The sequence below is a fragment of the Pseudomonas sp. B19125 genome (genome assembly GCF_044218855.1).
GTDB classification, from domain to species: Bacteria; Pseudomonadota; Gammaproteobacteria; order Pseudomonadales; family Pseudomonadaceae; genus Aquipseudomonas; species Aquipseudomonas edaphica.
In genome coordinates this window covers 681,384-695,440 of sequence record NZ_CP162589.1, presented here as the reverse complement: position 1 = coordinate 695,440, position 14,057 = coordinate 681,384, and the positions used below count along the sequence as shown (strand labels likewise).

At 61.0% G+C, this 14,057-nt stretch carries 12 protein-coding genes; 7 read left to right on the top strand and 5 right to left on the bottom strand.

Annotation, left to right across the window (positions count from 1 at the left end; translation table 11 throughout):
* Positions 1-247: 247 nt before the first annotated feature.
* Positions 248-1,750 carry an exopolyphosphatase gene (gene ppx, locus AB4P96_RS03030; protein ID WP_056860774.1) on the top strand — a complete coding sequence of 501 codons (1,503 nt, stop codon included), beginning with the start codon at positions 248-250 and terminating at the stop codon, positions 1,748-1,750.
* A gap of 182 nt (positions 1,751-1,932) precedes the next feature.
* On the opposite strand, the gene ppk1 is transcribed toward ppx, so the two are convergent.
* Positions 1,933-4,155 carry a polyphosphate kinase 1 gene (ppk1, locus tag AB4P96_RS03025; RefSeq protein ID WP_017135242.1) on the bottom strand — a complete coding sequence of 741 codons (2,223 nt, stop codon included), beginning with the start codon at positions 4,153-4,155 and terminating at the stop codon, positions 1,933-1,935.
* 18 nt (positions 4,156-4,173) lie between these two features.
* On the bottom strand, positions 4,174-5,187 hold the full coding sequence (gene hemB / locus AB4P96_RS03020) for a porphobilinogen synthase (RefSeq protein ID WP_099550285.1): 1,014 nt from the start codon (positions 5,185-5,187) through the stop codon (positions 4,174-4,176).
* A 208-nt stretch (positions 5,188-5,395) separates the two neighbouring features.
* Between hemB and AB4P96_RS03015 the strand changes: the two genes are divergently transcribed.
* Positions 5,396-6,031 (top strand): DedA family protein, encoded by a 636-nt coding sequence (locus AB4P96_RS03015; protein WP_026013544.1) that lies wholly within the window; start codon positions 5,396-5,398, stop codon positions 6,029-6,031.
* Here the strand turns inward: AB4P96_RS03015 and AB4P96_RS03010 are convergent.
* Positions 6,012-7,247 carry a sterol desaturase family protein gene (locus AB4P96_RS03010; RefSeq protein WP_138450993.1) on the bottom strand — a complete coding sequence of 412 codons (1,236 nt, stop codon included), beginning with the start codon at positions 7,245-7,247 and terminating at the stop codon, positions 6,012-6,014. The two genes, AB4P96_RS03015 and AB4P96_RS03010, sit on opposite strands and share 20 nt — an antisense overlap.
* Positions 7,248-7,363: 116 nt before the next feature.
* Here AB4P96_RS03010 and elbB point away from each other — a divergent pair, with 116 nt between their 5' ends.
* Complete coding sequence (elbB, locus tag AB4P96_RS03005) at positions 7,364-8,029, top strand: isoprenoid biosynthesis glyoxalase ElbB (RefSeq protein ID WP_017135239.1); 666 nt, start codon at positions 7,364-7,366, stop codon at positions 8,027-8,029.
* Between the two features lie 187 nt (positions 8,030-8,216).
* Here the strand turns inward: elbB and AB4P96_RS03000 are convergent, their stop codons facing one another.
* A complete protein-coding gene (locus tag AB4P96_RS03000) occupies positions 8,217-8,672 on the bottom strand; it encodes a YaiI/YqxD family protein (RefSeq protein ID WP_017135238.1) in 456 nt (151 codons plus the stop codon).
* A gap of 2 nt (positions 8,673-8,674) precedes the next feature.
* Positions 8,675-10,570: an FTR1 family protein gene (locus tag AB4P96_RS02995; RefSeq protein ID WP_395600495.1), complete on the bottom strand. Its 1,896-nt coding sequence runs from the start codon at positions 10,568-10,570 to the stop codon at positions 8,675-8,677.
* Positions 10,571-10,838: 268 nt separating this feature from the next.
* On the opposite strand from AB4P96_RS02995, the gene AB4P96_RS02990 reads away from it, so the two are divergent.
* Genes AB4P96_RS02990 through AB4P96_RS02975 form a run of 4 tightly spaced genes read left to right on the top strand, consistent with a single transcriptional unit; the run spans position 10,839 to position 13,982 of the window.
* On the top strand, positions 10,839-12,233 hold the full coding sequence (locus AB4P96_RS02990) for a COG3014 family protein (protein WP_395600494.1): 1,395 nt from the start codon (positions 10,839-10,841) through the stop codon (positions 12,231-12,233).
* Positions 12,234-12,243: 10 nt separating this feature from the next.
* Positions 12,244-12,615, top strand: coding sequence for a YcfL family protein (locus AB4P96_RS02985; RefSeq protein ID WP_017135235.1), 372 nt, complete (start codon positions 12,244-12,246; stop codon positions 12,613-12,615).
* Positions 12,616-12,650: 35 nt separating this feature from the next.
* A complete protein-coding gene (lpoB, locus tag AB4P96_RS02980) occupies positions 12,651-13,238 on the top strand; it encodes a penicillin-binding protein activator LpoB (protein WP_017135234.1) in 588 nt (195 codons plus the stop codon).
* Positions 13,239-13,241: 3 nt separating this feature from the next.
* On the top strand, positions 13,242-13,982 hold the full coding sequence (locus tag AB4P96_RS02975; protein WP_170036744.1) for a penicillin-binding protein activator LpoB: 741 nt from the start codon (positions 13,242-13,244) through the stop codon (positions 13,980-13,982).
* The last annotated feature ends 75 nt before the right edge of the window (positions 13,983-14,057 follow it).

Sequence of the window (14,057 nt, the reverse complement as noted above, 5' to 3'; positions counted from 1 at the left end):
ATAACTAAAAAACCGAGCAGAACAAATACAAAACCCTTGTAAGGAAAGTCCCGAGAGTTTTTATAGGCATAAATTTAATACCTCGTACCTAGCCTTAAGTTTATTCGCTAGAGCAAAGGAGAATCGCCCTACATCTCCAACAGGCATTGCCTCCCGCACCGACAGGAAGATTCCTGAAGCACAACGCGTTGGCGCCAGCGGTCGATCGTGGCACGATGGTCGGGTTATCGACCGAGACCCCCAAACCATGCCGCAATCCCAAGCCAAGAATTTGTCCCTGATCGCCGCCATCGACCTGGGCTCCAACAGCTTTCACATGGTCGTGGCCAAGGCCCAGAACGGCGAAATCCGCATCCTTGAGCGGCTCGGCGAGAAAGTTCAACTGGCTGCCGGCATCGACGACCAGCGCCAGCTCAATGAAGAATCCATGCAGCGCGGCCTCGACTGCCTCAAGCGTTTTGCCCAACTGATCAACGGCATGCCATTGGGCGCCGTGCGAATTGTCGGCACCAACGCCCTGCGTGAGGCGCGCAACCGTGTCGAATTCATCCGCCGCGCCGAAGAAATCCTCGGGCACCCGGTAGAAGTTATCTCCGGCCGGGAAGAGGCGCGCCTTATCTACCTGGGCGTGTCCCACACCCTGGCCGACACGCCCGGCAAGCGCCTGGTGGCGGATATCGGCGGCGGCAGTACCGAGTTCATCATCGGGCAAAGATTCGAGCCATTGCTGCGCGAGAGCCTGCAAATGGGCTGCGTGAGCTTTACCCAGCGCTATTTCAAGGACGGCAAGATCACCCCGGCCCGCTATGCCCAGGCCTACACGGCCGCGCGGCTGGAGATCATGAGCATCGAGCATGCGCTGCACCGCTTGACCTGGGATGAAGCCATCGGCTCGTCCGGCACCATCCGCGCCATCGGCCTGGCCCTCAAAGCCGGCGGCCATGGCACCGGTGAGGTCAACGCCGAAGGCCTGGCATGGCTCAAGCGCAAACTGTTCAAGCTGGGCGATGCCGAGAAAATCGACTTCGACGGCATCAAGCCCGACCGTCGTACCATCTTCCCGGCTGGCCTTGCGATTCTCGAAGCGATTTTCGACGCCCTCGAACTGCAACGTATGGACCACTGCGACGGCGCCCTGCGCGAAGGCGTGCTGTATGACCTGCTGGGCCGCCATCACCACGAAGACGTGCGTGAGCGCACCCTCACCTCGTTGATGGAGCGTTATCACGTCGACCTGGAACAAGCGGCCCGGGTGGAACGCAAAGCCCTGCACGCCTTTGACCAGGTAGCCGAGGACTGGGACCTGGAAGACGGCGTCTGGCGCGAACTGCTGGGCTGGGCCGCCAAGGTGCATGAAGTGGGCCTGGACATCGCCCACTACCATTACCACAAGCACGGCGCCTACCTGATCGAGCACTCGGACCTCGCCGGTTTCTCCCGCGAAGACCAACAGATGCTCGCCCTGCTGGTGCGTGGCCATCGCCGCAACATTCCCAAGGACAAATTTGCCGAGTTCGGCGACGAAGGCATCAAGCTGATCCGCCTGTGCGTGCTGCTGCGCTTTGCGATCCTGTTCCACCACATCCGTGGCACCCAGGAAATGCCCCAAGTCACCCTGCGCGCCCATGGCGACAGCCTGGACGTGGTGTTCCCCAAAGGCTGGCTGGATGAAAACCAGCTGACCCAGGCGGACTTTGCCCAGGAAGCGGAGTGGTTGACGCGGGTGGGGTTCAGCCTGAACTTGCGCTAAAGCGCGCTGCAAAACACAGGTGTGAGCGCGCTTGCTGTGGCGAGCAAGCTTGCTTGCGCTGGGGTGCGTAGCGCCCCCAAAAAGCCGGAGACTGCTGCGCAGTCAACGGGAGCAAGCTCCCTCGCCACAGCAAGCTCCCTCGCCACAGCAAGCCCGCTCCCACATTAGGTCTGTGCAGGCTTTTAGTTCACCGCAAGAATCGGGCTACCCAGCTTCTCCAGCAACGTCGCCTGCGCACTGCGCGGGTTCTGGTTGCCGGTCGGGGTGTTGCGCACGTAGCGCCCGTCCGATTGCAGGCTCCAGCTGTGGGTGTTGTCGGTGAGGTAGCTTTCCAGCTCTTTCTTGACCCGCATGATCAGCTTCTTGCCTTCGACCGGGAAGCAAGTCTCCACACGCTTGTCGAGGTTGCGCTCCATCCAGTCGGCACTGGAGAGGAACATCTGCTCCTCGCCGCCGTTGAGGAAGTAGAACACCCGTGTGTGCTCCAGGAAGCGGCCGATGATCGAGCGCACATGGATGTTATGTGACACACCCACAATGCCCGGGCGCAGGCAGCACATGCCACGCACCACCAGGTCGATGCGCACCCCGGACTGGCTGGCCTTGTACAGCGCGCGGATGATCTTCGGATCGGTCAGCGAGTTGAACTTGGCAATGATGTGCGCCGGCTTGCCGTCGAGGGCGAACTGGGTTTCGCGGGCAATCATGTCGAGCATGCCCTTCTTGAGCGTGAACGGCGCGTGCAACAGCTTCTTCATGCGCAAGGTCTTGCCCATGCCGATCAACTGGCTGAACAACTTGCCGACGTCTTCACACAAGGCGTCGTCAGAAGTGAGCAAGCTGTAGTCGGTGTAGAGCTTGGCGTTGCCGGCGTGGTAGTTACCAGTGCCCAAGTGGGCGTAACGCACGATTTCACCGGCTTCGCGACGCAGGATCAGCATCATCTTGGCGTGGGTCTTGAAGCCGACCACGCCGTAGATCACCACCGCACCGGCCGCTTGCAGGCGGCTGGCCAGTTGCAGGTTGGACTCTTCGTCAAACCGCGCACGCAGCTCGATCACCGCCGTGACTTCCTTGCCGTTACGCGCAGCGTCTACCAGCGCATCGACGATTTCCGAGTTGGCGCCAGAGCGGTACAGGGTCTGGCGCACAGCCAACACATGCGGGTCCTTGGCGGCCTGGCGCAGCAGGTCGACCACTGGCGTGAACGACTCGAACGGGTGCAACAGCAGAATGTCCTGCTTGCTCACCACGCTGAAAATGTTCTCGCTGTTTTGCAGCAGTTTCGGGATCTGTGGCGTGAACGGCGTGTATTGCAGCTCCGGGTGGCTGTCCAGGCCGGTGATGCTGAACAGACGCGTCAGGTTCACCGGGCCATTGACCTGGTACAGCTCGGACTCGGCCAGGTTGAACTGCTTGAGCAGGTAGTCCGACAGGTGTTTGGGGCAGGTGTCAGCCACTTCCAGGCGCACCGCGTCGCCATAGCGCCGCGAGAACAGCTCGCCGCGCAGGGCGCGGGCCAAGTCTTCGACGTCTTCGGAGTCCAGCGCCAGGTCGGCGTTACGGGTCAGGCGGAACTGATAGCAGCCCTTGACCTTCATACCCTGGAACAGGTCATCGGCATGCGCGTGGATCATCGACGAGAGGAATACATAGTTATCGCCAGCGCCCCCTACTTCTTCCGGTACCTTGATGATCCGTGGCAACAGACGCGGCGCCGGGATGATCGCCAGGCCAGAATCGCGACCGAAGGCATCGATGCCTTCCAGCTCGACAATAAAGTTGAGGCTCTTGTTCACCAGCAACGGGAACGGGTGCGTCGGGTCGAGGCCGATCGGGGTGATAATCGGTGAAATCTCGTCACGGAAGTAGCGACGCACCCAGGTCTTGATCTTGGTGGTCCAGTGACGACGACGGATGAAGCGGACCTGATGTTTTTCCAGTTCCGGCAGCAGGATGTCGTTGAGGATCGCGTATTGGCGGTCCACATGGCCGTGCACCAGCTCACTGATGCGCGCCAGGGCCTGATGCGGCTGCAGGCCGTCGGCACCGGCTTGTTCGCGGGCAAAGGTGATTTGCTTTTTGAGGCCGGCAACGCGGATTTCGAAGAACTCGTCCAGGTTGCTGGAGAAGATCAGCAGGAATTTAAGCCGCTCCAGCAGTGGGTAGGACTCATCCAGCGCCTGCTCCAGCACGCGGATGTTGAATTGCAGTTGTGACAGCTCACGGTGGATGTACAGGCTGCTGTCATCCAGGTTGGTCACCGCTGCCACCGGGGCCGGCGCGGGCGCTTCAGCCACCACAGCAGGCGCAGCCGGCTCCAGCTCCGGTGGGGTTTCGGCGATTTGTTCAACCACCGGGTGAGCGTCTTTTACAGCAACTTCGGAGAGTCCTTCGGTATTCATCGAGTGTTCCTGTGAGGGCTATTGTTGCTCTCTAAGCAATTGGGCAGCGCGGGCGGCGAAGTAGGTCAGAATGCCATCAGCACCCGCACGTTTAAAGGCAGTCAGGGATTCGAGGATCACCCCTTCACTCAACCAACCATTCTGGATCGCGGCCATGTGCATGGCGTATTCACCGCTGACCTGATAGACAAAGGTCGGCACCTTGAATTCCTCTTTGACCCGATAAAGGATGTCCAGGTAAGGCATCCCGGGCTTGACCATCACCATGTCGGCGCCTTCGGCCAGGTCGGCCGCCACTTCGTGCAGCGCTTCATGGCTGTTGGCCGGGTCCATCTGGTACGAGGCCTTGTTGGCCTTGCCCAGGTTCAACGCCGAACCCACCGCATCGCGGAACGGGCCGTAATAGGCGCTGGCGTACTTGGCCGAGTAGGCCATGATGCGCACATTGACGTGGCCGGCCAGTTCCAGGGCTTCGCGGATCGCCTGGATGCGGCCGTCCATCATGTCCGACGGTGCCACCACCTGGGCGCCTGCTGCGGCATGGGACAAGGCCTGCTTGACCAGCGCATCGACGGTGATGTCGTTCTGAACATAGCCGTCTTCGTCGAGAATGCCATCCTGGCCGTGGGTGGTGAACGGGTCCAGCGCCACGTCGGTGATTACACCCAGTTCCGGGAAACGCTCACGCAAAGCCCGGGTGGCGCGCTGGGCGATGCCTTCCGGGTTCCAGGCTTCGGCGGCGTCGAGGGACTTGAGCTCGGCCGGTGTCACCGGGAACAGCGCCAATGCCGGAATCCCCAGTTCAACCCAACCGGCTGCCTCTTCAAGCAGCAAATCAATGGTCAAGCGCTCCACGCCCGGCATCGACGCCACAGCCTCCCGACGATTTTCGCCGTCCAGCACAAACACCGGCAGGATCAGATCATTCGGCGTCAGTACATTTTCACGTACAAGGCGGCGAGAAAAATCATCACGGCGATTGCGTCGCAGACGGGTGGCGGGGAACAGGCGATTGGCAGGGGTAAAGCTCACGACAGACTCCTGAGCCCGCGTTTACGGGCGAGCGTTGCAGTTATAAGCGGCCATTATGACGAAGGAATGACAGTTGTGCTTATCGATGCGACCTGTAGTCGCATTCGTCGTTTATGTAGGAATTGTTCACTTCGTGACACATCTCGATACTTTCATGAATGTTCACGAAGGCGTAGGCTGCGCGTTCATTTCGCCAGCACCCCAGACCATGCTTCAACAATTTCTGCATGACTTCGGCTACTTTGCGCTCTTCCTGGGCACCTTCTTTGAAGGCGAAACCATTTTGGTTCTCGCAGGCTTCCTGGCGTTCCGTGGCTACATGGATATCAACCTGGTAGTGGTCGTTGCCTTTTTTGGCAGCTATGCCGGCGACCAGCTGTGGTATTTCCTGGGGCGCAAACACGGGCGCAAGCTGCTGGCGCGCAAGCCGCGTTGGCAATTGATGGGCGACAAGGCCCTGGAACATATCCGCAAGCACCCGGATATCTGGGTGCTGAGCTTCCGCTTCGTTTATGGGTTGCGCACCGTGATGCCGGTGGCGATTGGCCTGTCGGGCTACCCGCCGGCCCGCTACTTGATTCTCAACGGCATCGGCGCCGCCATCTGGGCCGCGGCCTTGGGCGCGGCGGCCTACCACTTCGGCGCGGTGCTGGAAGGCATGCTCGGCAGCGTCAAGAAATACGAGCTGTGGGTGCTGGGCGCGTTGCTATTGCTGGGCTTTGGCCTGTGGCTGCGCCGGCGCTTCAAGAACGCGCGTATCGCCCGCGAAGCCTGTGCTGAGGCCAAGGCCCGGCTGGCTGCCGAGCAGGCGCCGGAGCAACCGCCTAAGACGCCAGTCGAGTAAGCCTGCTTCTGCAACAGTAGAGGCCGATCGCACTGAGCAAGCTGTAACTCACCAGGCCCAGCCAGCCCAGGCTGCTGGCCGGCCACAAGCCGACCAGCGGCGCCAGCCACACCAACGGCACATTCAGTCCCAGGCGCACCAGCTCGGCTTTCAGCGCCCACGGCCGACTCTCCAGGGCCACGCCCAAGGTGAACAGCCCCAGCGCCATCGCACTCCAGCCCAGCACCAGCGCCGCCGTGGGCAGCCCCTCGCCGAAATTCATCAGGTAACTGCCAAACCCTACATACGCTGCAAATTGCAGGGCGATATAAACCTGCTGGCGCGCGTCCAGCGGCACCTCGAATTTGCGGAACTGGCTCAAATCGGGCTTGGCCATCGGGTACTTGGCTTTCACGTCCGCCGGGCGCCAGCCGGTGCGCATGAACCAGATACGCAGCTTGTCCCACCAGCTCTCAGTGCGCCGCGCATCACTCCACAACTGTGCATAAAACTGCAGGTTGGCCCATAGCGGGTTCCAACTGGCCAACGGCGTGGTCACGCCGAAGATCACCGGCTCGTTATCGTCTTCTTCCTGGAAGCTGCCGAACAGGCGGTCCCAAATAATGAACACCCCGCCGTAGTTGCGATCCATGTAGAGAGCGTTTTGCGCATGGTGGGCACGATGATTGGACGGCGTGACGAAAAACCACTCGAACCAGCCGAGCTTGGGCACGTGACGGGTGTGTACCCAGAATTGATACAGGAGATTGAGCGAGGCCACGCTGATAAACACCACCAGCGGCACGCCCACGACGGCCAGGGGCAAGTAGAAGATCCAGCTCAGCAGGAAGCCGGTACTGGTCTGGCGCAACGCGGTGGTGAGGTTGTAGTCCTCGCTCTGGTGATGCACCGAGTGCGCAGCCCAGAGGATGTTGCGCTCATGGCCGCAGCGGTGCAGCCAGTAGTAACAGAAGTCGTAAAACACAAAGGCGAACACCCAGGTCCACACGCTTTGGGCAGGCAGCTCAATCAGCGCCAGGTGCTTGAGGGCAAACGCGTAGGTCAGCAGGCCCACACCTTTGGTCAACAACCCGGTGGTGGTGGACAGCACACCAGTGCTGAGGCTGTTGATAGCGTCCGCCACCCGATAATTGCGTTCACCGCGCCAGCGATCGGCCAGCAGCTCGACCACGATCAAGGCAATAAAAAACGGTACCGCGTAAGGCACGAAGTCCATGGGCTAGTCCGATGTATTTTTGTTACATCAAGATTAGGTGTAGCCGCAGGAGATCCCATTGGCAACAGGTGACAAATTAGTAGACATTTAACGCCACAAAAACAGGAGAGATGCCCATGAGCAAAAAGATTGCAGTGATCCTTTCCGGCTGCGGCGTGTACGACGGCGCAGAGATTCATGAAAGTGTGATCACGCTGCTGCGCCTGGATCAGCGCGGCGCTCAGGTCCAATGTTTTGCGCCAGACATTGCGCAGCTGCACGTGATCAACCACCTTACCGGTGAAGAGATGCCCGAGTCGCGCAATGTGCTGGTGGAGTCGGCGCGCATCGCTCGAGGTGAGGTGAAAGACATTCGTGAAGCCAACGCCGACGAGTTCGACGCACTGATCGTGCCTGGCGGGTTTGGCGCAGCGAAGAATCTCTCGAACTTTGCCGTGGAGGGCGCCGGTTGCAGCGTCAACCCGCAAGTGCTGGAGCTGGCCGAAGCCTTTGCCGAAGCCGGCAAGCCTGTGGGACTGATCTGCATCTCGCCAGCCCTGGCCGCAAAAATCTACGGCCCCGGCGTGACCTGCACCATCGGCAACTGCCCCGACACGGCGGCGGCCCTGGACAAGATGGGCGCCACTCATCAGGAGTGCGCTGTCGAGGATATCGTCGAGGACAAGGCCCGCAAGCTGGTGACCACGCCGGCCTACATGCTCGGCAAGCGCATCAGCGAGGTGGCGTCAGGCATCAACAAGTTGGTGGATCGCGTGCTGGAACTGACCCACGAGAATGATTAACCCGCGATAAATGGGGTGGCGAGCAGGCTTGCCCTGCGCTGGGTGGCGAAGCCGCCCCAATTCAGGCAGCGCGGTGTGTCAGGCTGTGCGAGGTTGTGGGGTCTGGGGCTGCTGCGCAGCCCAACGCAGGGCAAGCCTGCTCGCCACAACAAGCCCAACTGCTACAACAAACCCACTCACTGCAAGGTCAGGCCTGGCGCATTAATCGGGTGAGGATACGGTCCAGCGCATTGGCAAACGCCTGCTTGTCCTTTTCACCATGGGGCGGTGGGCCGCCGCCCATCTGGCCCTGCTCACGCAGGTCGGTGAACAGGTTGCGCACCGCCAGCCGTTCACTCATGTTCGCCGGGCTGAACTCCTTGCCGCGGGGGTCGAGGGCTGTGACGCCCTTCTTCACCAGGCGGTCGGCCAACGGCACGTCGCTGCAGATCACCAACTCACCGGGCACGGCGTGCTCCACCAGATAGTCATCCGCCGCGTCCGGGCCGCTGGGCACCACGATCAGCTTCACACAGGCAAAGCTCGGCTTGATCTGGCTCTGACCCGCCACCAGCACCACTTCGAACTGGCGCTTGAGCGCGAACTTCACCACTTGGTCCTTGGCTGCTCGCGGGCAGGCGTCTGCATCGATCCACACCCGCATGCTTATGCCACCACTCGACGCTTCTCGGCCAGGCGACTGCGGCCGTACAGCACCACAATCGCCAGGATCGCCACAGCCTGCGCACTCAACGAGTACGCATCGGCGTGAATGCCCAGCCAGTCGAAATCAAAGAACGCCACCGGCCGTGTGCCGAAGATGCCCGCTTCCTGCAAGGCCTTGACGCCGTGCCCGGCGAACACCACCGACAGCGCGCACAGCAGCGCCGCGTTGATACCGAAGAACAACGCCAGCGGCAGTTTCGCCGAGCCGCGCAGGATCACCCACGCCAACCCTACCAGTAGCACCAGCGCCGTGGCGCCGCCCGCCAGTACCGCGTTGTGTCCGGCAGGACCCGCCTGCAGCCACAGGGTTTCGTAGAACAGGATCACCTCGAACAGCTCGCGATAGACCGAGAAAAACGCCAGCATCGCAAAACCGAAACGCCCCCCTCCGCCGACCAGGCTGCTCTTGATGTAATCCTGCCAGGCCGCCGCGTGGCGTCGGTCATGCATCCATACGCCCAGCCACAACACCATCACACTGGCGAACAACGCCGTGCAGCCTTCGAGCAATTCGCGCTGGGCGCCGCTCACGTCGATCACATATGCCGCCAGTGCCCAGGTCGCCAAGCCAGCCAGCAGCGCCAAACCCCAGCCGACGTTGACACTGCGCACCGCCGATTGCTGGCCGGTGTTACGCAGGAACGCCAGGATCGCCGCCAGTACCAGGATCGCCTCAAGGCCTTCGCGCAGCAGAATCAGCAAACCAGAGATGTAGCTCAGCGACCAGCTCAGGCCATCACTGCCCAACAATCCGGCGGATTCGGTGAGTTTGCCTTTGGCCACGTCCAGGCGCTGTTGCACCTGCTCGACCGGCAGGCCGTCCTGCAACGACTGCCGGTAGGCCATCAAGGCTTTCTCGGTGTCTTTACGCACGTTGGCGTCGACGTTATCCAGGGAGCTTTCTACCAGCTCAAAGCCTTCCAGGTACGCTGCGACCGAAAGGTCATAGGCCTGTTCGTGATCGCCGTTGCGGAACGCGGCGAGGCTCTTGTCCAACGTGGTCGCGGTGTAGTCGAGCAACTGCGCCGGGCCACGCTTAACCTGTGGCGGCTGCGCACGCTGGGCGCGGAACGTCGCGGCAGCGGCTGGGCCACTGGCTGCCAGCACCTCGTTGGGGGTTTGGCGAGCGAGGTCGGCAAGGTTGAAAGGCTGTTCGCTTTTGGCGGCAGCCGGGTCGGCGGTGAAGCCTGCAATGTAGGTGGCCAGGTCCCAGCGCTGACGGTCATCCAGTTGGTCGGCGAAGGACGGCATGTCGGTGCCTTCAACACCCAGGCCCAACGTGTTGTAAATCGCGTAGAGACTCAGGCGGTCCAGACGTACCGCATCGCGCAGGTTCGCTGGCGGCGGCGTCATGCCCGTGGACGCCGGGCCATCACCCGCACCGGCAGTACCGTGGCACACCGAGCAGTGCTGGGCGTACAGCGGCGCACCCCGCGCAGGGTCTGGCGTGATAGCCGGCGCCTGGCTGACTTCATAGGCCACCGCCAACTTGGCGCCCAGCTGACGGGCTTGGCGGGCGACGGTCGCGCCGTCCTGGTGAGCGGATACAGCCGCTGACAATTCGTCGACGCCCTTGACCAACTCGGCGCGCTCCGGCCTTTGCGGCAGCTCGGCCACCAGGCCCTGCAACACCCCGAGAAACTCTACTTGTTCGCGATATTCGGATTCATCGATAACCTTGCCCGCCTCCACCGTCGGAGGGTAGTCAGCGCCAATGTAGTCCAACAAATGCAGGGCTTGTGGGGCGCCCTCGGCAGTCGCGGCCAGCAGGTTGAAGCTGCACGACATCAAGGCTGGCAGCAGCAACCAGGCGAGAAAACGGATGGGGGCAATCATGAATGAATCTCAAAGGGAAATACGAAGTAACACATTGTTGAATTTTAAAGCGTTTGACTCAAGGCGTTCGTGATTTGGCGCCTGTGAGCCCCGTGCAATCAAGAGACAAGCAATGGCATCTCAGCGCGACTTGCAGCGGCAAAAAGCCATTGTTTTGCCAGCAATGACGCCTATAATGCCGCGCCCTGTTATTGCAAAAGGGAATTTATTTCCTCGTTTTTATGAGGAATTTGCACATCAGCCGATCACTCTCAGGGAAGAAGTTTGCATGGCATTTCGCGCCTTAACCCCGCTCACACTGGCGGCGGTTACCTTGCTCTCCGGTTGTTCAATGTTTCGCAGCTACGACACCGAGCTGCAAGCCACCAACCAGCAGTTGGCCACCGGTAACGTCGACGGCGCCCTGACCCTGCTGGAAAAAAACAACACCGGCGAAGACAAGGACCTGCTCTACTTCTTTGAAAAGGGCGAGTTGTTGCGCGCCAAAGGCGACCTCACCGGCAGCCAGACCGCCTGGCGCAGCGCCGACCTGCAAGTGTTCAAATGGGAAGAATCGGTCAAGTTCGACAGCGAAAAGTACCTCGCCCAGTTCGGCAGCTTCCTGGTCAACGACAAGGTGCGTCGCTACGAAGGTTATGACTACGAAAAAGTCATGCTGACCACCCAGATGGCCCTGAACCTGCTGGCCCTGAATGATTTCGACGGCGCCCGCACCGAGATCAAGAAGACCCACGAGCGTGAAGCCGTAATCGCCGACCTGCGAGACAAGGAATACTTAAAGCGCGAAAGCGAAGCCGAGCGCCAGGGCGTCACTACCCAGATCAAAGACCTGCGCGGCTACCCGGTGGAAGCGCTGGACGCGCCGGAAGTGGTCGGCCTGAAGAACAGTTACCAGAGTGCGTTCAGCCATTACCTGGCAGGCTTTGTCTACGAAGCCCTGGGTGAAAAAGACCTGGCTGCACCGGGCTATCGCAAGGCTGCCGAGTTGCGCCCCAACACACCGCTGCTGGAACAGGCGTTGTTGGACCTGGACAAGTCCAAGGTCGGCGCCGACGAGACCGATGTACTCATCGTGGTACAGAGTGGCCTGGCACCGGCGCGTGACTCGATCCGCCTGCCGCTGCCGATTCCGATTGACGGCCACTTGGTGATCACCCCGCTGTCGTTCCCGGTGATCAAGGCCGACACTTCCACCCAGGCCTTCGGCCAGATCGGCGTCGACGGAAAACAGCAGAACCTCACCGCGCTCAACAGCACCACCGCCATGTCCCGCCGCGCCCTGCGTGACGACATGCCGGGGATCATCCTGCGCACCACTGTGCGTGCGGTCAGCCGTGGCGTGACACAAAACAACCTGAACAAGACCAACCCCATGGCGGGGCTGGTGCTGGGCATCGCCTCGGCCGTGACCGAAGGCGCCGACACCCGCACCTGGCGCACCCTGCCGGACATGACCCAAGTGACACGCCTGCGCCTCAAGCACGGCGAGCACCAAGTCAGCTTGCCCAACGCACTGGGCGGCACGCGGGTGACGGTCAAGGCCGACCAGCGCTATCAGGTCATCACCCTGCGCGTGGTCGGCAACCAGGTGTTCGCCGGTGGCCTTGCAGCCCATGTGGTGCCGAGCACTTCCGCCCAGGCTATCGCCCTCAAACAACCTTAAGGAGCACGCTATGCGTCATTTCATCCTCGGCGCCCTGGCGCTGGTCCTGCTCGCCGGCTGCGCCACTGCGCCGCCACCGGAACCCGGCAGCGCCGCCAGCAAAATCGTGGTGATGGGCAAGTTCAAGGGCATCGCCGTCGGCGCCATTCGCGTGGCCCGCGAAAATGGCTTCCTGACCGCCAAGGTGCAGTTGAGCAACATCACCAGCAGCAACCAGATGATGTATTACCGCTTCGCCTGGCTGGGTGCCGATGGTTTCCCGGTGGGTGATGAAGAAACCTGGAAAGTGCTGAACCTGTACGCCAACCAGGCAACGTTCCTGCCGGCCATCGCCAACCTGCCCCAGGCCGCTGACTTCCGTCTCGAAGTGAAAACCCCTTGAGCCGCTGCGCTAACCGTATTCAGAGAGATTTCCCCATGTTTGCACGCTTCTCGATTCTCGCCCTCGTTGCCCTTCTGGCCAGCGGTTGCTCCAACACCTCGCCGGTACTCGGCGGCAAGAACATCAGCTACGGCGACTCCAAGGCCGTGGAACTGGTGACCAACGAGTTCGGCTCCACCGACCTGCAGATGATCGCCGAGAGCATGACCCGCTCCCTGGCCCAGTCCGGCATCCTGCAAGGCCGCCCGGTGGTACAGGTCTATGACGTGAAGAACAAGACCAGCGAGTACATCGATACCCGCGAGATCACCACGTCGATCAAGACCCAGCTGATGAAAACCGGCACCGCGCGTTTCGCCAGCGATAACACCGACATGCAAAGCCAGGTCGACCAGCTCAAGCTGCAAAACCAGAGCGGCCTGTACAAGAAATCCACGGTGAGCAAGACCGGCAACATGGTCGCCGCCAAGTACCGCCTGGAAGGTTCCATCAGCTCCATCGTCAAGCGCAGCTCGGACTACAAGGACGTGTTCTACAAGTTCAGCCTGCAACTGATCGACGTTGAAAGCGGCCTGGCCGAATGGATGGACGAGAAAGAAATCCGCAAGACCACGGAGCGCTAAGCAATGCGTGCATGGATCGGCATGATCAGCCTGCTGTGCGCCTTTGGCGCCTCGGCCGCCCCGAAGATCGCGGTCACCGACCTGGCGTATGAGGCGCGCGTCGAGGAGTACATCCACGCGGTGTCGGCCAGCAACAACTTCCAGGCCAGCGCGTACAACGCCAGCGGTGCCTCGACCTACAGCGAGTACGAGAGCCGCACCAGCTACATCGAACAGACTGAGTTGCGTAAATTCAGCGGTGATATCAAGGGCGAGATACTCAAGTCACACCAGTTTCAGCTGGTTCAGGGCACGCCCTACACCGCCGACGCCAAGGGTGACGTCTATGATGTGATCAAACGCATCAAGGCCGGTAACTTCAAGGGCGCGGACTATGTGCTGTTCGGTACGCTGTCAGACATCGACTTCACCCAGGACATCAACGCCCTGGACCACACCAACAGCTACTCAGCAGTGCTGGGCCTGACGTTGGTGGCCGATTTCAGCCTGATCAATACCCGCACCTTCGAGATCACCTCGGCATTTACCGCCATGGGTGAAGGCCAGGACACCAAGCTGGTGAACAACCGTGACGTGCGTGTGAGCCTGAACCGGCCGCGTGTGGTGCGGGAAGTGTCGAAAGCCTTGGGTGAGGATGTGGCGCGCCAACTGGCGGAACAGCTGGGAGGTGGCTACGCAGACCCGGGCAAGCCTGCATTGCGCAATAACCTGCCAAGGGACGAAGCGCCGAAGATTCTGCGCTGAGCACGCGTTTCAAAGCCAACACATAACTAATGTGGGAGCTGGCTTGCCTGCGATGCAGACACTGCGGTGCGTCAG